Origin of the sequence: Rhizobium sp. CF080 (genome assembly GCF_000282095.2) — a bacterium.
Lineage (GTDB): Bacteria > Pseudomonadota > Alphaproteobacteria > Rhizobiales > Rhizobiaceae > Neorhizobium.
On the sequence record NZ_AKKC02000004.1, the window covers coordinates 1,765,780 to 1,784,195 of the forward strand.

11 protein-coding genes and 3 pseudogenes are annotated in these 18,416 nt (G+C 56.0%); 9 read left to right on the top strand and 5 right to left on the bottom strand.

The features are described from left to right. Positions 1–43 precede the first annotated feature (43 nt). The 5 genes and pseudogenes from PMI07_RS15065 to PMI07_RS34900 all read left to right on the top strand — a co-directional run. Complete coding sequence (locus tag PMI07_RS15065; RefSeq protein WP_007773885.1) at positions 44–1,498, top strand: efflux transporter outer membrane subunit; 1,455 nt, start codon at positions 44–46, stop codon at positions 1,496–1,498. Between the two features lie 92 nt (positions 1,499–1,590). Beyond that, positions 1,591–2,586, top strand: coding sequence for an efflux RND transporter periplasmic adaptor subunit (locus tag PMI07_RS15070; RefSeq protein ID WP_037086967.1), 996 nt, complete (start codon positions 1,591–1,593; stop codon positions 2,584–2,586). Further along, positions 2,583–5,672: an efflux RND transporter permease subunit gene (locus tag PMI07_RS15075; RefSeq protein WP_007773882.1), complete on the top strand. Its 3,090-nt coding sequence runs from the start codon at positions 2,583–2,585 to the stop codon at positions 5,670–5,672. Before PMI07_RS15070 ends, PMI07_RS15075 begins: the two co-directional genes overlap by 4 nt. 30 nt (positions 5,673–5,702) lie before the next feature. Further along, a complete protein-coding gene (locus PMI07_RS15080) occupies positions 5,703–6,956 on the top strand; it encodes a patatin-like phospholipase family protein (RefSeq protein ID WP_007773879.1) in 1,254 nt (417 codons plus the stop codon). Between the two features lie 37 nt (positions 6,957–6,993). Next, positions 6,994–7,239, top strand: a pseudogene (locus PMI07_RS34900) (LysR family transcriptional regulator); the annotation flags it as partial. A gap of 18 nt (positions 7,240–7,257) precedes the next feature. Here PMI07_RS34900 and PMI07_RS34105 read toward each other — a convergent pair. Beyond that, a protein-coding gene (locus tag PMI07_RS34105) for an IS5 family transposase (protein WP_155956465.1) occupies positions 7,258–8,012 on the bottom strand; the annotation gives its coding sequence in 2 pieces (ribosomal slippage) (positions 7,258–7,679 and positions 7,679–8,012; 756 coding nt in all). Between the two features lie 71 nt (positions 8,013–8,083). On the opposite strand from PMI07_RS34105, the pseudogene PMI07_RS35660 reads away from it, so the two are divergent. Both PMI07_RS35660 and PMI07_RS15100 read left to right on the top strand, forming a co-directional pair. Next, positions 8,084–8,597 (top strand): annotated as a pseudogene (locus PMI07_RS35660) (LysR substrate-binding domain-containing protein); the annotation flags it as partial. Between the two features lie 1,214 nt (positions 8,598–9,811). After that, on the top strand, positions 9,812–10,885 hold the full coding sequence (locus tag PMI07_RS15100) for a polysaccharide biosynthesis/export family protein (RefSeq protein WP_024163834.1): 1,074 nt from the start codon (positions 9,812–9,814) through the stop codon (positions 10,883–10,885). A 119-nt stretch (positions 10,886–11,004) separates the two neighbouring features. On the opposite strand, the gene PMI07_RS15105 is transcribed toward PMI07_RS15100, so the two are convergent. Further along, the gene (locus PMI07_RS15105; RefSeq protein ID WP_245277147.1) at positions 11,005–11,541 is read right to left on the bottom strand and encodes an invasion associated locus B family protein; all 537 of its coding nucleotides are present in this window, start codon (positions 11,539–11,541) and stop codon (positions 11,005–11,007) included. 314 nt (positions 11,542–11,855) lie between these two features. Between PMI07_RS15105 and PMI07_RS15110 the strand changes: the two genes are divergently transcribed. Both PMI07_RS15110 and PMI07_RS15115 read left to right on the top strand, forming a co-directional pair. After that, a complete protein-coding gene (locus PMI07_RS15110; RefSeq protein WP_007751226.1) occupies positions 11,856–12,617 on the top strand; it encodes a response regulator in 762 nt (253 codons plus the stop codon). 314 nt (positions 12,618–12,931) lie between these two features. Next, positions 12,932–14,425, top strand: a complete 1,494-nt coding sequence (locus PMI07_RS15115; RefSeq protein WP_007751219.1) for an efflux transporter outer membrane subunit — start codon at positions 12,932–12,934, stop codon at positions 14,423–14,425. Positions 14,426–14,580: 155 nt separating this feature from the next. Here PMI07_RS15115 and PMI07_RS36055 read toward each other — a convergent pair. The 3 genes and pseudogenes from PMI07_RS36055 to PMI07_RS15135 all read right to left on the bottom strand — a co-directional run bounded on the left by PMI07_RS36055 (position 14,581) and on the right by PMI07_RS15135 (position 17,819). Then, positions 14,581–14,876, bottom strand: a pseudogene (locus PMI07_RS36055) (hypothetical protein). A gap of 979 nt (positions 14,877–15,855) precedes the next feature. After that, positions 15,856–17,106, bottom strand: coding sequence for an ATP-binding protein (locus tag PMI07_RS15130; RefSeq protein WP_007751207.1), 1,251 nt, complete (start codon positions 17,104–17,106; stop codon positions 15,856–15,858). Further along, positions 17,103–17,819: a response regulator transcription factor gene (locus PMI07_RS15135; RefSeq protein ID WP_007751205.1), complete on the bottom strand. Its 717-nt coding sequence runs from the start codon at positions 17,817–17,819 to the stop codon at positions 17,103–17,105. Before PMI07_RS15135 ends, PMI07_RS15130 begins: the two co-directional genes overlap by 4 nt. Positions 17,820–18,416 lie beyond the last annotated feature (597 nt).

Sequence of the window (18,416 nt, forward strand, 5' to 3'; positions counted from 1 at the left end):
GGCACTGTTAGTTGAAAGGGCCAACTGTCATCAGAGAGCATGCATGGGTCAATATCCTATTCGGCGGCCAATAAAGCTTGCCATTATCGTCGCCATCGCCCCGCTTACCGGTTGCGTGAGCCTCGCCTTCCAACAGAATGCTCCCGTTCCGATCGCCCAGTACTGGCACGCGACGCTTCCTCATGATGGCAAAACCAGCGATCTTGTTGCGTGGTGGGGGACATTTCATGATCCTGCACTGACAACGTTGCAGCTGGCAGCTGAAACTAGCAGCCCTGATCTGGCGACAGCCTGGGCCAATATACAAAAGGCACGGGCTACGCTTGCGAGCGCCAGAGCAGGTTTTTTTCCTTCGTTGACGGGGACGGCTTCCGCGACGCGCTCTGGTACTGAAGGCGACAAAACCAACGAGATTGCCGCCTCGACCACCGGCAGCGGAGGTATGGACGCGTCTTGGGAGATCGATCTTTTTGGAAAGTTACGTCGACAGGCCGACGCCGCCGCTCATCGGGTCGCGGAGGAAGCCGCGAATTGGCATGATGCCCGGGTCTCGTTGGCGGCTGAAGTCGCGGATTACTATGTGCAGTATCGTGCCTGCAGGCAGATCGAAAGAAGTTACAGCGAAGAACTAGCTTCTCAACGCCAGACGATAAGAGCGACACAGACGGCAGCGGCGTCAGGCCTTACCTCATCAGCGGATCTCGCTTTGGCTCAGGCAAGTGCGGCGAGTTCGTCTTCGACGCTGACGTCTCAGACGTCTGAATGCGAGGTTCTGATTAAAACACTGGCCGAACTTACCGGCGGCGACGAACCACAGCTCCGGATCGTCCTGAAGCAAGGGAACTCGAGTATCCCTTCTCCGTCCACGTTTGCTGTCAGGACGCTTCCTGCCGACATGGTGCGGCAACGGCCAGATGTCGTTTCGCTTGAGCGAGAGCTGGCTGCTACTGCCGCGGAGGTAGGTGTCGCCCAGGCAGATTTTTATCCGAGCCTTTCACTGGGTGGTTCAATCACCATCAATCAGTCCAGCCTTACCGGAACGTCAATACCTTGGTCATTTGGACCGTCTCTCTCCATTCCCGTCTTCGACCAAGGCCAGCGCCGCGCCGCCTTCGACACTGCCGTCGCCGGCTACCAGATCGCATTCCAGTCTTATCGGAGCGGCATCCTTGGCGCGGTAAGCGAAGTCGAGACTGCGCTCATTCGGATCGATGCGACGCGCCGCAGGATCGGTGACACATCAGTCGCCGCAAAGAATTACCGAGCGTACTTCGCGGCAATTGACGAGAACTGGCGGGCCGGCGGAGCCAGTCTCCTCGACAGGGAAGAGGCGCGCCGTTCGGCACAATCCGCCGAGATCAGCCTGATCGAGGTCCGGCGCGATGCCGTGCGTTACTGGATCGCACTTTACAAGGCTTTAGGCGGTGGATGGGGGAACGCGGCTGCGAAGACAATCACGCAGAAGGTGGCTGCCACCACAAAGGGAAATGTTCCGTGAAGTTAAATTACTTGAGATTTGCACTGGGCTTTGCCTTGTCCGTCTGGCCACTGGGCGTGACTACTGTCGCCTTTGCCCAGGATGCGTCGACAATGCCTGAGGCCGCTGTCCTTACAGTCACAGTCGTCAAACCGCAAAAACGGGACTGGGCTCAAACGATTCCGGCAAGCGGCTGGCTTGCAGCCTGGCATGAGGCCATCATCGCGGCCGAAACCGGCGGGCTTCGCATCACCGACGTGCTCGTCGACGTTGGCTCAGTGGTGAAGAAAGATCAGGAGCTAGTGCGGCTATCGAACCAAAGCGTACTTGCAGACCTCAGGAAGCAGGAAGCAGCGGTTGCAACCGCAAAAGCCAATCTGGCGCAGGCAAAGGCGAATGCCGATCGGGCTCGCCAAGTAAAGGGGTCAGGCGCGCTGTCTGACCAACAGGTGAACGAGTATCTCATTACGGAGGAGACCACCGAGGCCTCGGTGGCCTCTGAGGAAGCCGGTCTCCAAAGCCAAAAAATCAAGCTGGAGCAGACCACAATCAGGGCCGTTGATGACGGCATCATTTCCTCTCGTTCGGCAACCCTTGGTACCGTCGTCTCTTCCGGATCTGAATTGTTCCGGTTGATCAGGCAGCAGCGGATCGAATGGCAAGCGGAAGTTTCGGCCCAGTATTTGCCGGAACTCGAAACGGGGATGTCCGCAGTCATCAATGGACCCAGGGGCCAGATCATCAAGGGTACCGTGCGTCTCATCGGACCGACGATCAGCACGGATTCCAGCCGGGCCATCGTCTACGTCGAGCTTCCGAATATCGCCGGGCCGCGGGTCGGTCTCTATGCCACTGGTTCAATCGAGCTGGGACGGAGCGCCGCTCTAACGGTGCCTGAGACTGCACTCGTGTTCAGGGACGGGATGAATTACGTCTTTACGCTCAATGCAGACAATCGGGTGGCGCGCATCCGCGTCGACGTCGGACGCCGGCTGGATGGCGAGGTCGAGGTGCTTTCAGGTGTCGAGGCGGACCTCGACGTCGTTGAGGCCGGTGGAGCCTTTCTTTCTGATGGTGCGCTGGTGAAGGTTGAAAAGGCAAATCAATGAACATTTCCGCCTGGTCCATTCGCAATCCCGTTCCATCAATCCTGCTTTTCGTCCTTTTGACAGTTTGCGGTCTACTCGCCTTTGAAAGGCTTGCCGTCCAAAACTTTCCTGACATGGACTTACCGACGATCAAGATCTCGGCCACATTGGAAGGAGCAGCGCCATCGCAGCTGGAAACCGAAGTCGCGCGAAAGATTGAAGATGAGCTGGCCACACTCAGTCGGCTCGATCACATCACCACCACCATTACCGATGGATCGGTACAAATCAACGTCTCGTTTGAGCTCGAGAAAGACTCGGAACAAGCGCTTAACGAGGTTCGCAATGCTGTCGACAGTGTCACCGGCGATCTGCCGCCGGAAATGAACTCACCGACCGTTTCAAAGGTAAGTGTTCAATCCTCTCCGCTCCTCACCTACGCTGTCCGCTCTACAAAGCTCAATGAAACCGAGCTGTCCTGGTTCGTCGACAACGACATGAAAAAGGCACTTCTGAAGGTTGCGGGTGTCGGTGACGTCAGCCGACTAGGCGGCATCGACCGCGAAGTCCATGTAGATCTCAATCCCGTGATCATGACATCTCTTGGCCTGACTGCATCCACTGTCTCCACCCAGCTCAAGGCTGTCCAGGTAAATACGTCGGGGGGGCGAGGCGAGATCGGCGGAACGCGACAGACGATCAGGACGATAGGCGCGGTATCTTCGATCGAAGCGCTGTCGGCGCTTCCTATACCGCTGTCAAACGGCAAACGAATCCGACTGGATGAGATAGCAACCGTAACAGACAGTTTCTCGGATCGGTCGTCGCTCGCTTATTTGGACGGGCAGCCAGTGATTGCCGTTGAGGTAAAACGCTCAAACGGGTTTTCAGACACGGCCGTAGCGGAAGGCATCCAAGAGGCGATGAAAGCGTTCGCGGCAAACCACCCTGAAGTCGATGTAGTGCAAGCGTATACAACGGTGACGCCCGTCGTGAATAATTACGAAGCGTCGATGGACATGCTGTACGAGGGCGCGTTTCTTGCAGTCGTCGTCGTTTGGCTCTTCTTGCGGGACTGGCGGGCGACAATTCTCTCGGCTGTTGCACTTCCGCTTTCGGTAATCCCCACTTTTCTTGCAATGTATTTTGCGGAGTTCAGCCTCAATACGGTCTCCCTCCTCGCGTTGTCCTTGGTGGTTGGTATTTTGGTCGACGACGCGATCGTCGAAGTAGAAAATATTGCCCGCCACCTGCGAATGGGCAAATCCGCCATGGATGCGGCGCTTGAGGCGGCCGACGAGATCGGATTGGCCGTTATCGCAACCACGTTCACCCTAGTCGCCGTATTTCTGCCCACAGCTTTTATGAGCGGCATCCCCGGCCTGGTGTTTCGCCAATTCGGTGTCACAGCGGCTGTTGCTGTTCTGGCATCGCTCCTGGTGGCCCGCTTCCTCACGCCGATGATGGCTGCCTACATTATGAAACCTCACGGCGAAGAGAAGCCCGACGGGTGGCTCATGCGTACCTATTTGAAAGCTGTTCGTGGATGCCTTCGGTTCCGAAAGCTAACCGTCGTCGGCATCGTCATATTCATGGCCATTTCACTATCTGTGATTCCGTTTCTGGAAACAGGGTTCTTCCCAGCATCAGATGACTCGCAAACCAAAGTCACCTTGACCCTACAGCCCGGCAGCCAAATCCAAACAACTGATGTTTTGGCGCGTCGCGCTGCGGAGATCGTCAAGACTGTCCCGGACGTGGTGGCAGTTTTCGTCGCCGTCGGGACTGCTTCCAGCGGTGGTGGCCTTGACGCGTCCACCTCTTCGGACACCGCTTCAGCGACCCTTGTGGTCAACCTTACGCCTTTAGATGATCGCGATCGCGCTCAGAGTGCGATTGAAGGCGATATCCGACGCGCCCTTGCTGTCTTGCCGGGCGCAAGGGTCGAAGTCGGATCTGGAGGAAGGGGCACGACGCTGGAAATTACCCTTGCGAGCGACGATGCAGACGCGCTCGATCAAGCGGCAACATCGGTTGAGAAAGACTTACGCATCCTAAGCGGCATCGGAGCCATCACCTCCAGCGCCTCATTGCAGGCACCAGAAATACAAATCGTTCCAGATTTTGCACGGGCGGCTGCACTTGGAATCACGTCGGAAGCTATTGCTGACGTTGTTCGTGTGGCGACGAATGGGGACTACTCCTCGTCATTGTCGAAGCTAAATCTGCCACAACGGCAAATCGCTATCCGGGTGAGGTTGAAGCCCGAGATGAGAACCGCCATTGAATCGATCTCGCAGCTGCGTGTAAGTGGTACAAATGGCAGCGTTGCACTCGGATCGATAGCGGACATACGCATAGGTGGAAGCTCATCTGAAATCGACCGCCTCGATCGCGAACGCAACGTCACCCTATCGATCGAGCTGAACGGACGTGCTTTGGGCGATGTCAATCAGGAAGCGCGAGCGCTACCTGCGATGAAAAGCCTGCCGAGCGGTGTCCATGTCGTTGAACAAGGAGAGCTCCAGCGCATGTCGGAGATGTTCGAAAGCTTCGGTATCGCCATGGCAATCGGGGTGTTTTGCATATACGCCGTGTTGGTCCTCCTGTTCCATGACTTTCTCCAGCCCGTCACCATTCTCATGGCTCTCCCGCTAGCTCTTGGAGGAGCGCTGGTACCACTGCTGTTGACCGATACCACCTTCTCGATGCCAGCTGTCATTGGTTTGTTGATGCTGATGGGGATCGTGACAAAAAACTCCATCCTACTTGTTGAGTATGCCATCATGGCCCGTCGGCAGGGGATGGAGCGTTTCGAAGCGCTCATTGATGCGTGCCACAAACGGGCTCGGCCCATTATCATGACGACCATAGCCATGGGCGCAGGCATGATGCCGGTTGCTCTGAGCCTGAGCGGGGGCGACTCAAGTTTCCGTCAGCCGATGGCGATCGTGGTTCTCGGGGGACTGATTACCTCAACCTTTCTCAGCCTTGTGGTGATACCAGTCGTGTTCACGTTCATCGACGATCTGTTGCAGATCCTGATGAAGCCGTTCCGTCGGAATGTGGCTGTGCAGCCGTCGTCAGACGCCCAGGTTTCCCATTGATCGGCAGGTTAGGTCCACGCGGAGAAGACAATGCGGACAGTGGCTATGTCTTTAGGTAAACTCGGTCACCTCAGGGAAAAGAACCGACCACACTTAAGCTTCGTCGGGCTGGTGTGCCTGATGTTGATTGGGTGCACCACGGCCCGGGAACCGTATTCGGAGGCAGACGCGAATAAGGCGCAAATCGCGGGATTTGAAAACGTCCGCGCTCCCTTGGACGGCGAACTCAGCGTCTTTGTTAAGAAGAAGTTCCAAAGGACGCGGCCTGACGTACCCCTGAAATATCTTGCGATCTCTGGCGGTGGAGCGGGAGGTGCGTTTTCAGTCGGCGTTCTCAAGGCTTGGTCAGAGCGCGGCGATCGACCGACCTTTGATCTCGTCAGCGGCGTCAGCACTGGAGCCTTGATTGCGCCTTTTGCGTTCTTAGGGCCGAAATATGACTCAGTCTTGGAGCATCTCTACACGAGCGGCGTGGCGGCAGAGCTGATCGACCGAAAATTTATCGTAAGGGGCCTGTTGGGTGAAAGCCTCTATTATCAAAAGCCGTTGAGGCAGATGGTGGAGATGTATGTAGACCAACCTCTCCTTGATGAAATTTCCGCGGAGTACCGGAAGGGACGCAATTTGTTTGTCCTGACGACGAACCTCGATACTCAGCGTGCTGTCCTTTGGAACATGGGCGCCATTGCGAACAGCTCTCAACCGGACGCGCTCAGCCTATTCCGGAATGTCCTGATCGCGTCAGCAAGTATCCCGGGGGCCTTTCCCGCGGTGCGGATCAAAGCAGTGGTTGACGGGCGGCCCATCGTCGAGATGCATTCCGACGGAGGCCCGTCCGCTCAGATTATGACCGTGCCGGAAGCTATCTTGTCAGACGTCAGCCTACCAGTTCCTGCGGGAGTTCGCGGATCCGACATGTATCTATTGATCAACAATACTTTGACTCCTGAGTTTTCTGTCACCGCGAACTCGACCCTTTCGGTCAGCACGCGCGCATACTCGATCCTCGTGAAGTCCCAGACCCGCCAGTCACTGTATGCCGTCTACGAATATTGCCGCCGAGTTGGGATCGGATTCCATATGGCCGCTATCGACGTTGCAGTGCCCTATACTATGAGCGACCCTTTCAACAACGACTACATGAGGGCTGTTTTCAAGATTGGCTATGACAGGATGTCGAACGGGCGGTTGTGGCGAGATCGACCTGTCTTTCCCTCCATGGCTAGTAGCGGGAGCCCCTTATTCGAACCGAAGATGGTTCAGCAACCTGCCGGCGTGCGCTGAGACCGAAGCTTGTACCGTCGGGAGTTTTCCGGCACAGCGGGCGCTTGCCGATCACGGGCAGATCATGTTGTCGGCATCCGGCAAGGCATCGGATGTCATCGAAAGTTTTCGTGTCGGTAAAAGCGGGGTGGTACGCGTCGGTGGCACGCCGTTTTTCATGGATGCACTGATCGCAGGCATAATCGCCGAGTTCCAGAACTTGAACCCAGATGCGCGGGTCGACCGGAGTTGCGGCTACTTCCCTGATCTGCGTGCGGCGCTTCATGCCGATCAGATCGACCTAGGCTCAGGACTCGTTAAATCACATCCAGAAGATGACGGCTGCAGCGATGCATATGCTTGAGAAATAGGTGTGTGCGCAGCGGTCGTATCTGGGGTGAATCCGCCTCCAGTCCTTGAGCCTGCCGAACATGTTTTCGATCTTGTGGCGCTTTTTGTAGAGCGTCGGATCATGTGGGATGACGCTCTTGCGGTTTGCCCGAGATGGAATGCAGGCCGTGATCTTGCGTGCGGCCAAGGCGTCTCGAAACCAGTCGGCGTCATAGCCCTTGTCGGCCAATAGGGTCTTGGCCTTGGGAAAGGCGGCGAGCATTTTCGCTGCCCCTTTGTAGTCGCTCATCTGCCCTTCGCTCAGAAGCAGGATGAGCGGTCGACCATGACCATCGCAGACGGCATGCAGCTTGGAGTTCAATCCACCTTTGGTGCGTCCGATACGTCGGGGAACATCCCCTTTTTTAGCAGACTGGCTGCGGTGCGGTGGGCTTTCAAGTGGGTCGCGTCGATCATCAACTGCTCGGGCCTGCCGCGTCTAGCGGTCAGTTCGGCCAAAATCCGGTTGAACACGCCGAGCCTGCTCCAGCGGATGAAGCGGTTGTAGATCGTCTTGTGCGGGCCATATTCCTTGGGCGCGTCGCGCCACCGTAGCCCGTTGGGTAAAACGAAAATAATGCCGCTCAAAATCAGTCGATCGTCAACGCGCGGAATACCGTGGGACAGCGGGAAGTACGGCTCGATCCGACGCATCTGCGCCTCCGACAACAACAGCAAATCACTCATCGCAGGGCTCCTTTCGATCCGAATGAATCAAAGCCACCGCGACGCTGCAAGCTATTTAATGGCTCCTGAGCCTAGCCATTTGCCCGATCAATATACTCGACGAGGGTTCAGGACTCAAGTTCAAGCAAATCCTCCCGGGACGCAATGTCGTCCCTGCCGGGTCACTCATCCGCTGTTGTTAAAGCGGCGACCGCAGCCCCCTCACCTCCTCGATTTTCCCTGGATCGCGCCACCCCCCGGCAGTCCGCTGCTTGCCGACCTGCGCAGGATGCAGCTCTCTTTCGCCTCGAAAATCAAGATCCGCTATTCGGGAGGCTCGTTGATGAGTGTCATCAACTATATGAAGCGGCAGACGCGTTGCCGATCATGCCCCACAGCGTGGTCTTTGCGCTCCGCAATGATAAGTCAGTCACGGCACTGCCGATCACGATTCCCCACCCTGAGCGGGCGCTTGGGCTTTTGAAACGTTCTGACGCGTCGCGTGTGCCTTCCGTTGAGCGGTTTGCCGGCCATATCCAGTCATCCTTTGAAGACTTAAGGCACCTGATCAAACGCCACGAACAAGCCGTCGTCTGGGGAGCTTGAATGGTAGCTGACAGACAGGAGGCGCCCCTTTCCAACCCGATGGAACTGCACGACCTTCGTTCGATGAAGAACATCAAGATCCAAATTTTACCCAACTTTACCCGACCTTTGCAGCACTTAACATTCGTTCGCCTATTCTTTTGATCGAATCGCTAGTTGCTACCCCTCCCCTGAGCTGACGTCAGGGCGGACCAAAGAGTGTCAACGATGAGAATGAAATGGGCTTCAATCCCTCTGATGATCGCAGCGCTTGCCTTCGTCCTTTATGTCGGCGGCATCGACCGGCGGGAACGCATCGCTCGCTACCCATGCAGTCTCGATTCGGAGGGTCGGTGCAACGGGCCATTGTCGATGATGCCAACCGGCAAGCTGCCTCAGCCAGGTGATAACTGGTATAGCTGGACAAGCGGAACTCTGAGCGTCCTTCCCAGGCAACTCCTTCCAAACTGATTTTTCCCCTCTTGCTGCTGTGTGAGGCCACATCCGCGGCGGCGGTATCGGCTCGCGCATGGCCGGTGGGCACCCTTTCGAAAGCCTCGGCTCTTTTACCCAATTTTACCTAGCCTTTACGCTGCTTAACATTGGACCCGCTACTTAAATTAGCGACCCAACTATGGAGCCAGTCGAATGCATAGCGGACTGCACACATCCAATTCGCTAAGAGGCCTTCCTCCGCGCCGAGGCGTAAAGCATCTGTTCAGGAGCCGGCTGATTCTCCTGATCACAGGGATGCTCGCTCCTGTCCTGCCGACGGCAACATTCGCTGACGGCGGCGCAACCGAGACCACTCCGCTGTTCCAGGTCGGCTCTAGAGCCTCTGACGCAGGCACGGGGTATTCTCTATTTAGAGGACCGCTGCACGGCTCTAAAGACTATTGGATTCAGTGCTCCTGTTCGAGCGGGACATTGGCCGTCAAATCCTGTCCTTCGTTGAGCTACAAGTGTTTTTGCGCTGACCAGCCCGCGATATCTTGCAACCAATGATTTGCCTGCCGCGTAACCTCGCTATTCTTGATTCCCCCCGCTCCAGGAGCTGCGGCTCAACAAGGCTACCGTCGGCAAATGGCGGTGCACCAGCGTCTTGCAATCGCAAGCGCTTCGCACCTTTCTTCACGGCGGCGATTTTTTCTTGCCGACAGCTAATGCTGTCGGTTCCCTTGGGGCTTTGTGGCTGCGAGGTATTTTCCTCCTCAGCTCTCAAGGAAGCCGCCCTCGTGAAGGATGCCGGCCGGCGGGCATCCGAGCTGAAACGACCATCCCCTACGATCTTCGAAGCCGTTGAAGTGGACCTGCGGATTACCGAGATTGTCGAAAGGCACAATCAAACTGTCCACTGGGCCGGAATCCGCGACGCAGCGCTGCTCGTGCCGCGTTTAGGTACTGGAGACGAGTTAAGCGTTGAAATCTTCGAAGCGTCTTCCCACGGACTGTTTTCCAGCGGTAGGAAGAAATCGATCTCTTTTGACGTCGAGGTATCCGACAAAGGCACCATCGACGTCCCTTATGCCGGGGCGGTTGTGGTCGCAAACTCCACTCCGGAAGAGGCACGTCAAGCGGTGCGTCGTGCTCTGGTCAACAAAGCGGTCGACCCGGACGTCGTTCTGGGAATCAGGCAAGTCCGATCACGCCCTATTACCGTCGCAGGCGACGTCGCGCATTCTGGCGTACTGCAGCTGCCAATGATCCCGGAACGCCTTACCCAGACGCTTGCAAGAGCCGGGGGAAGCCAACATGCGCCGTTTCAATCGACGATAACGTTGGTGAGGGGAAAAACGGTCGTGGCCATGAGCCTTCAATCCATCATCGAGACGCCTTCGCAGAACTTGCACCTGATCCCTAATGACAAAATCTTCGTGTCGTTCCGGCAGGGGAGCTTTATTGCCATGGGCGCCGCACGAGCTGACCGCTACCAGCTGCCAGCAAGAGACGTCAGTCTTTTGGAGGCAATTGCTCTTGCAAGTGGCAGCAGCGACAAGCTTTCGACCGCCAAAGCTTTCTTCCTCTTCCGACTTGAAGACGAAACCACGGTAGAGGCGATCATAGGAAAGCCAAAATTCAGTTCACTCCGCTCTATCGGTTATTCCCCGAATTCGGAAGGCCGATACCCGTTCGTATATATCTTTCATGCCGGTTCTGCCGGCAATCTGTTTGTCGGCCAGAGGTTCAAGGTCGTAAACGGCGACGTACTCTATTTTTCAGGTCATCCCGATCAAGACAACGGCGGACTTGGAGTGATCTTTGCGCAAAGCCTAACGCTCGCCTCGAAAGCCGCGTCAGTGAGCGACTAACATGGCATGCCGTCAACGAAACCGGATGTTTCCATTGGGATTACGATCCCTCATTGGGGGAGGTCAACTCCGCAAGAACCAGCCAATTAGTGGGAAGATAGCATGCTCTCGAATCTCGATCAGCGCAGCTCCTCCATTCGTTCGATAGAACGAGAAAATCCTCTGAAGGAGACCCGGAAGACCAGGTCTTCATTTGAGGCAAAGGAGGTGGCGCTGATCATAAGACCTTGTGCAGCTTTCATGATGTTCAAGTTGATGTTGGACATTCTGAGAAGAACAAGGCAGCCGTCAGGTAGACAGGTCGCAACACCTGCATGTTGTTCGGCGGGTTGCGTGTCGAGTTTTAAGCGCACGCCCTCAGATAAGTTTAGGCCGAGCGGCATCCTGATCAGTACTCTCGTGCCCCCCTCTTCAGAAGGGTAGACCTGAATTGCAAACACAACCATGCCCGTCTTCGGATCTTCATGAAATTGACTCGCGGCGCATCGCTTGCCGGCATCGACGACTATGCACTCAACCCCCCAGTCGTCGTATTTTTCTTTTACCCCACTCTCGCCGTTCAGGAGCTGTTCGGTCGAGGCCTCCGTTCTGGCGCGGCGATCAGTCTCACCGGAGGCTTTATGTCCTCTTTCCAATCGCCATGAAGGCCCATCCATGGTTCTTCGTTCGGCCGCTCCTTCTGCAGCCAAACTAGGGAACAAGAATAGTGCGAATACACTCATCAGCCTTAGTAGCAAACAGGATCCTCCCGAAGGTACTCACTCGAGGGTCTATAGTCACCCTATTCGTAGTTCCGGCGTCGCTCTTGGGTCTTCGACCTTCGTCCTCGACTACCAGGCGCCATACTCAGGTTACGGATTTTATCAGCACAGGTTTTCTCAGCGATGTCAGAACATTTCTGGAGGTTTCCCATTGGAAAAACTCAGCCTGAAGCTCGCCGTGAGTTCGGAAATTATCAAAGGTGAACAGTATGGACCATATCCTAATCGTCGATGACGACCCCGAGATCCGAAGGCTGTTAGCGCGATATCTTTCAGATCAAGGGTTTCGTGTTACTGCGGCGGCAAGCCGCCGGGAATGCGACAGGTGGATCGACACCAGCAGACCCGACCTTATCGTACTTGACGTATTGCTTCCGGACGGTTCCGGCCTAGATATCTGCAAGAACTTGCGCGCGAGCCGGTCCCACATTCCCGTTATCCTGCTGACCGCATTGAAGGAGGAGGTTGATCGCATCATTGGCCTGGAATTCGGAGCAGACGACTATCTTAGTAAGCCATTCAATCCGCGAGAACTAACTGCAAGGATCAGGGCAGTCTTGCGTCGAGCGGCTCACGCCAAGAGCGCCGAGAGCGAAGCCAGAGTCTTTAGCTTCGCAGAATTCATCGCCGACACGGGCACGCGGCGGGTTCACAAGTTCTTCGGCGCCGAAATCGAGTTGACCGGAGCCGAGTTCGACCTTTTAGTGGTCTTCCTGGAGAAGCCGGGCCGCCTGCTGTCACGAGATCGCTTGCTTGACCTGACTCAAGGGCGCAAGAGCGAACCTATGGAACGGTCGATCGATGTGCTGGTAAGCAGGCTGCGGCGCAAGCTCGGCCAAACCGAAGCCGGCCCCTTGTTCCGGACGATCCGAAACGGCGGTTACCAACTCACCGTTCCGGTTAAGGCAGGCATTCCGGACGGCGGTGCCAGCGTTACCGCTCTTGCAAGCGGAAAAGCTCACTCCAGATAAGCCCGCAGTCGAAAGGGGCTTGTAGGCTACCATTTCCGGCGCCTGCGGCTGCATCTATCATCAGCCGAAGTCGCACGGTCAACTAATGGCCGTCACGCCGTCAGCACGCCACTGAACAGATCGAATCGAATTTACCTAACTTTACATGCACTTTACCGCGCTTAACGTTGGCTTCGCTATCCAGAACTCACCGTCCCTTGTTCTGGAGTCGACCGTGCTGATCACCGATCGGAAATTTCCCTCAAGGCCTCGCTGCCCGCTTGTGGCCATCATTCCCGTCTCCTGGTTGACTACGCTCAGTTCAGGTGACCGACATGCATGAGCGCCTCTGCGTGCAGAATAAAACGATCCGTGGATGCGTCACGAGCCGGACTGCACTATTGCTCTTCACGCTGGTGTTAAGTAGCTGTGTGGTCGGACCCGACTACGAAAGCCCCAAGCCGCTTTTGCCGGCAAGCTGGAACTCCAGAAAAGACAAGGCGTCATCCAGGCCACCCGAACTGCACCAGTGGTGGAAACGTCTGCAAGACCCGGTTTTGAACGATCTTGTCGCCCGGGCGGTTCAGGGAAACCTGGATGTTGCTACTGCAAAAGCGAAAATTCGAGAAGCTCGCGCTACAACGCAAGAACAGGTCGGGGGTCTGTTTCCCACCCTGTCTTCCTCAGGTTCAACGTCCCGCAGTCGAAGCACCGGATCTTCGGTCAATAACCAATATCAGGCGGGTTTCGATTCCAGTTGGGAGATTGATCTTTTCGGGGCCAACAGGCGTGCGATCGAGGCCGCAAAATATGGCGAGGAAGCGTCCGAAGCGGAACTTCGCGATACGCTCGTCACATTGGTCGGTGACGTAGCTGCCTACTACGTACAGGTTCGCGAGTATCAGGAATTGATCGAGTTGGCCGAGAGGTCCGCTAAATCCCAGCGACAGACCGCAAGCCTTACAAGAGAGCTGCAAAAGGCCGGAGAGGTCACCGAAGGCGACGTCGCGAAGGCAGAGGCACAAGCAGCTTATACCGAAGCCGATATTCCCTCCTACCAGACTTCTTACGCACAGTCCGTCCATCGCCTCAGCCTGCTCCTGGGCCAATCTCCGTCAGCTCTCGATGAGGTGCTCACGATGAGGAAAAAGATACCGTTGCCGCCCAAACCAACTTCATTGGGAATCCCTGCTGACCTTCTTGTCAACCGGCCTGATGTCCGCGTTGCAGAACGTCAGCTGGCTCAATCCACGGCTCGCATTGGTCAGGCTCAGGCCGACCGATATCCGTCTATTGGCCTGACTGGTTCAATCGATTCTTCAGCAGGCAGTCTAAGCGACTTAGGAAGGAACTCGACGGTCGGCTGGTCGCTTGGGCCAAACATAACCATACCGCTTTTCCAGGGCGGCCGACTAAAGGCTGCAGTCGATGTCGCCAAGGCCCAGCGTGACCAATATCTGATTGCGTATCAATCAACCATATTGTCCGCGATGGAAGACGTTCAGAACGCGATCATTGCAACCAATCAGTCTCGATTAAAGCAGTCGAAACTCGCGCTATCGGCGATGCGATTTCGAAGAGCCTTACAGGTCTCAAGAGAGCTTCACCAAGCTGGTGTCACTGATTTCTTCACCATCCTCGACACCGAGCGCTCTCTGTATTCCGTCGAAGAGGATCTGATCGAGACCCGCTCAGACGTCGCGACGTATTACATCGCTCTTCACAAGGCTCTCGGTGGGGGATGGGATGGAGAGATCGATGCGTCGAAACCGGCAACAATCGACGTCGGCGAAGAGCCGCATCTCATACGGGCAAAAAGGGGCGGGTAGCAAGCTCTCTTCAACGTCCTGTTCCGTCTTGCCTCCCGCCCTCCGCATTGCTCAACCGTCGGAGTCTCCGGGAACCAGTAAGGTGATCTTTCCAGAAGGTTCACCTTCTCATAACCAGTGATAGCCTGGCCAAGAATATCGTAATCGGCCGATAGTTACCGCAGAGATTTCGTCTTGACGCGCGCGATTGCATCTGGGTCTGACAGGAAGTCAAAGTCGTCGAGGATGTCGTTCCAAGCTTCGGGCGAGCGCCGAGCAGCGGAAAGCATCTGCGTCAGCTCGTCGATGTCGCCGTCAGTCAGGCCGGTGATTGATTCATCACCTCCTTGTATGACGCTGATGACACTTCCATAGGTCGGAATTGTTGACTTGCCTCTAGGAATTTCAAGTTTTCGCCGAGCGTTTCTGCGACATGGTTGAGGGTAAAGACGTAGGTGGTGGTGGCTGCCAAGGCGTCGCCAGTTCTCCCGGCGGCTTGCCTCTCGTCCACCGCCGCCAGTGCAAGAGATCCGCACCTGTATTCGTAGGCTGCGCGTCAAAGTATTGATTGCTGCACTACGCCGCTGAAGGCAGCTTTGCCCCAATTCGCCCAAGATGTCATTATGAATCCGGAAACATCCATGCAAATCCGCATATTGGCCTTTCACACCCTGTTAACCCTTTCTTCGGCCATCCTTTCGCCCGAGGCCCATTCGGAGGGTTCGTTCGCGCCGATCATCGGCAGACCGTTGACGGCAACGGCAAGCCGCTCATCCTGCGGGGCATGGGATTGGGCGGATGGATAATTTAGGAAGGCTATATGCTGGATGTACCGAATCTGGGGGTCCAACACGTCATCCACAGCCGCATTTCAGAGATCGTCGGCGCGCGAAAGACCGACATATTCTATCGGTTGTGGCGCGACAACGCCATCACGAAGTCCGATATTGACGCCTCTGGCCGATTGGGGCTTCAACAGTGTGCGCCTGCCGATGCACTGGAACCTGTTCATCAACGATGTAACGGATTTGAGTGGATCCGATGAAACCGTCTGGAATGAGGAAGGCTTCCAGCGCGTCGACGCGCTGATCGCGTGGAGGCCGCATTCGCATTCCGACTATAGGGCACTAGTAAGCGCGCCGAGCGCAAGCGCAATGTGCCGCCTGTCCCAGCCGGCAGATTCTGCCTTCCCCCAAGTCTCGTTACCGAAGGCTCAAGCGCAACTGGCACTCCATCTGATAAATGCTCTCATTTTGCGACGGGGAACACGGTGGATTGATGTCCGCCACTTTAAGATTCCTTTTGTCCGATTCAGTTGGCCTCGAATCTCTTCGAGTGACCTTACGCAAATAGCCCACTTGATCATGGCGTCATCGCGCCGCGAGCCTGTCATAGTGTGACGAGTTATTTCTGAACCGATCGCCATAGCATCGGTTCCGTGTCGCCAAAAACTAGCTGCTAGAGTGCAATGGCAGTTTGACCGTTTGTTTTAGCCCGGTTGGCATAATGTTTTGGACTTCAACTACACCCCCGAGCCTTTCGATGATCTCCTTGGCAATAGCCATCCCCAATCCGGCACCGGGGAATGTCTTCTTGCGCGCGGCATCGACCCGGAAAAAAGGCTCGAACACGTGGGAGAGCAACGGTTCGGGAATGCCAGGACCGCTGTCTTCTATCCAAATAACAGCGTGACAGCCTGCCCGCACGATGGAAACCCTGGCGCCGCCTCCATGAGTGGCGGCGTTCATGATGAGATTAGTGAGCGAGCGCCGCAGACTGATTGTGCCTCCCCTAACCAAAACATTCTCCTTTCGCAGTAACTGCACTGGCAGCGAAGTTTCCGACAAGCCTTCGACAATATCCTCAAGCATAATCCCAAGGTCCACGAGTTCAGTCACACCGTCGATCTCTTCGCGAACTAAGCTGATCGCGCTGTCTGCGATGTGATCAAGTTCTTCCAAATCGGCCAACCATTTTTCGCGGTCAGTGTCGTCAGGCAAAAACTCCGCTCGCAACCTCATGCGGGTCATAGGCGTTCGCAGGTCGTGACCTGCGGCAGCCACCAAGCGCATTCGGCTTTCCATCGCAAGCTTGAGGCTCTTGGAAAGGCGGTTTAACGCTTCAGCAGTGGTGCGAACCTCCACCGGGCCAGTCTCTGGAATTGCACGCATTTCTCCCTTAGCATCAATGGATGAGACCGCACCTTCAATGACAGCAAGAGGCTTTGTAATTTTGGCGGCGGCATAGAGAGAGATCGCTGTGCTGCCGAGAACGATAAGGCTGACCCAAGCGAGCAGGCCAGATAGGGCGCCTGGCGGCGGCGCAAGGCTCGGAAATGTCACAACAAGCCATCGTCCTTCTGCAAGCTTAACAGAGACGAGAGCGGTTTCACTAGACTGTCTTGTTACGATCGTCTCGCGGCTGATGTCCAGGTTCACCAACGCCGCCGACAAAAGCCTTGTCATCTCGCGTTCCGGGATCCCACTGCCGGCATTGTTTTGGATCGGCAAGATGATCGTGTTTGGCAGCCTATCAAGCTCACCTATGTCGATCATAAGTTTGATCTGTTGCGCGGCGAGATTGATGGCTGCCTCAGGCCCCGGCCGTCGCAAGATGACGCTTGCCGTTAGGGTGGCGAGAGCAACGACCGTGACGATCGCTAAGATCAGCAACGCCGCGATCCGCATGCGAAGAGAGTTCATTGATTGTACACGATCTCGACAGGAACGGTCAGCTGGTATCCCCCGTTACGAATGGCACGAAATAGGAGCTCAGGCGTCGCCTGCAACATCTTTCGCCTGAGACGACTTACGAGGACATCAACTGAGCGATTGGACGGCACGTAGGTTCTCCCTTGCATCCTCTTGACCAGATCATCTCTCGCAAGCAGCCGGCCCGGGTTGGAGAGGAAGATAGACAGGAGGTCGAACTCCGCCCCCGTTAGCTCAATCGGGCCACTGTCAAGGTGAAAGAGGCAGCGGCGTTTGGGCTCCACAACAAATTGCGCGAAGCGATATTCCTGGACCGACGGTAAGCCTGAGTTCCTAGCATTCGACCGCCGTAACACCGCCCGAATTCTTGCGCTGAGTTCGCGCGGCACGAACGGCTTAACCAGATAGTCGTCGGCTCCGATTTCAAGGCCGATGATCCGATCAATATCTTCCTTTAATGCGGTCAGCAGTATCAACGGCACGACGCAATCCGACAGCCTGAGCCGCTGACAGATGTCAAGGCCTGACCCATCAGGTAACATAACGTCGAGGATGATGAGATCAGGATTGATGCTTTCGAATTGATCCTCGAACGCTTGGCGGCAGCCAGCAACTGCTGTCTCGAAGCCCTGGCTGGCAAGATATCGACTTAGGAGGCTCCTTATTTCCGGATCATCGTCAACGACAAGTATGCGTTCGTTCATCGATCGCCCTCTTTTCCGTATTATAGCCATGCTAGGCGCAAAACTAAGCGAAGTTTTGTTTCTAATTGTTTCCCAAGCTGCATTCGCTCCCGCGTCAAGGCCTCGGTCACGTCTCCTAACCGGCTGAGGCAGAACAGCAATATAGCTGGAAACCCGCGCCTGCTCTGGGGCGACTGACCTGTCCTCACTTTACGCGTCTCAGGCGTTGGAGAGGAACCTTCGGGCAAGAGCTCCGCATAACTTCGGGGTCCACCGCGGAAATTGCTCGCAATTGGAAGGCAGCAGACTACGAGACAGCAACTCTCGATAACAAAAGTTACTGATGTTCTGATGTCCGGGCATGGCATCTCTAATCGTGGCGCACAGCAAGACATAAGCTCGGAAATGGATCCGGCTCCCAAACCTTGTCCTCGACAACACTGAAATCGGTTTGCTGCTCGCGAGTAGCCTGGGAGGGTAAAGGGTCTCGGGTCTGAACCGCTTCCTAAAGACGCCCATGCGACCCCACTTGGGTTATGGGAAGCACGTCGTGGTCCGGGCGTTCCGTGCCGGACAGTCTCGGCCTGGTGAGAGCTTGTCTGTGGCGCGAGCGAAAGC

Coding starts and splice junctions, on each gene's coding strand:
- PMI07_RS15065 (WP_007773885.1), top strand. CDS start 44: ATGGGTCAATATCCTATTCGGCGGCCAATAAAGCTTGCCATTATCGTC.
- PMI07_RS15070 (WP_037086967.1), top strand. CDS start 1,591: ATGCCTGAGGCCGCTGTCCTTACAGTCACAGTCGTCAAACCGCAAAAA.
- PMI07_RS15075 (WP_007773882.1), top strand. CDS start 2,583: ATGAACATTTCCGCCTGGTCCATTCGCAATCCCGTTCCATCAATCCTG.
- PMI07_RS15080 (WP_007773879.1), top strand. CDS start 5,703: ATGCGGACAGTGGCTATGTCTTTAGGTAAACTCGGTCACCTCAGGGAA.
- PMI07_RS15105 (WP_245277147.1), bottom strand. CDS start 11,541: ATGGATGGGCCTTCATGGCGATTGGAAAGAGGACATAAAGCCTCCGGT.
- PMI07_RS15110 (WP_007751226.1), top strand. CDS start 11,856: ATGGACCATATCCTAATCGTCGATGACGACCCCGAGATCCGAAGGCTG.
- PMI07_RS15115 (WP_007751219.1), top strand. CDS start 12,932: ATGCATGAGCGCCTCTGCGTGCAGAATAAAACGATCCGTGGATGCGTC.
- PMI07_RS15130 (WP_007751207.1), bottom strand. CDS start 17,106: ATGAACTCTCTTCGCATGCGGATCGCGGCGTTGCTGATCTTAGCGATC.
- PMI07_RS15135 (WP_007751205.1), bottom strand. CDS start 17,819: ATGAACGAACGCATACTTGTCGTTGACGATGATCCGGAAATAAGGAGC.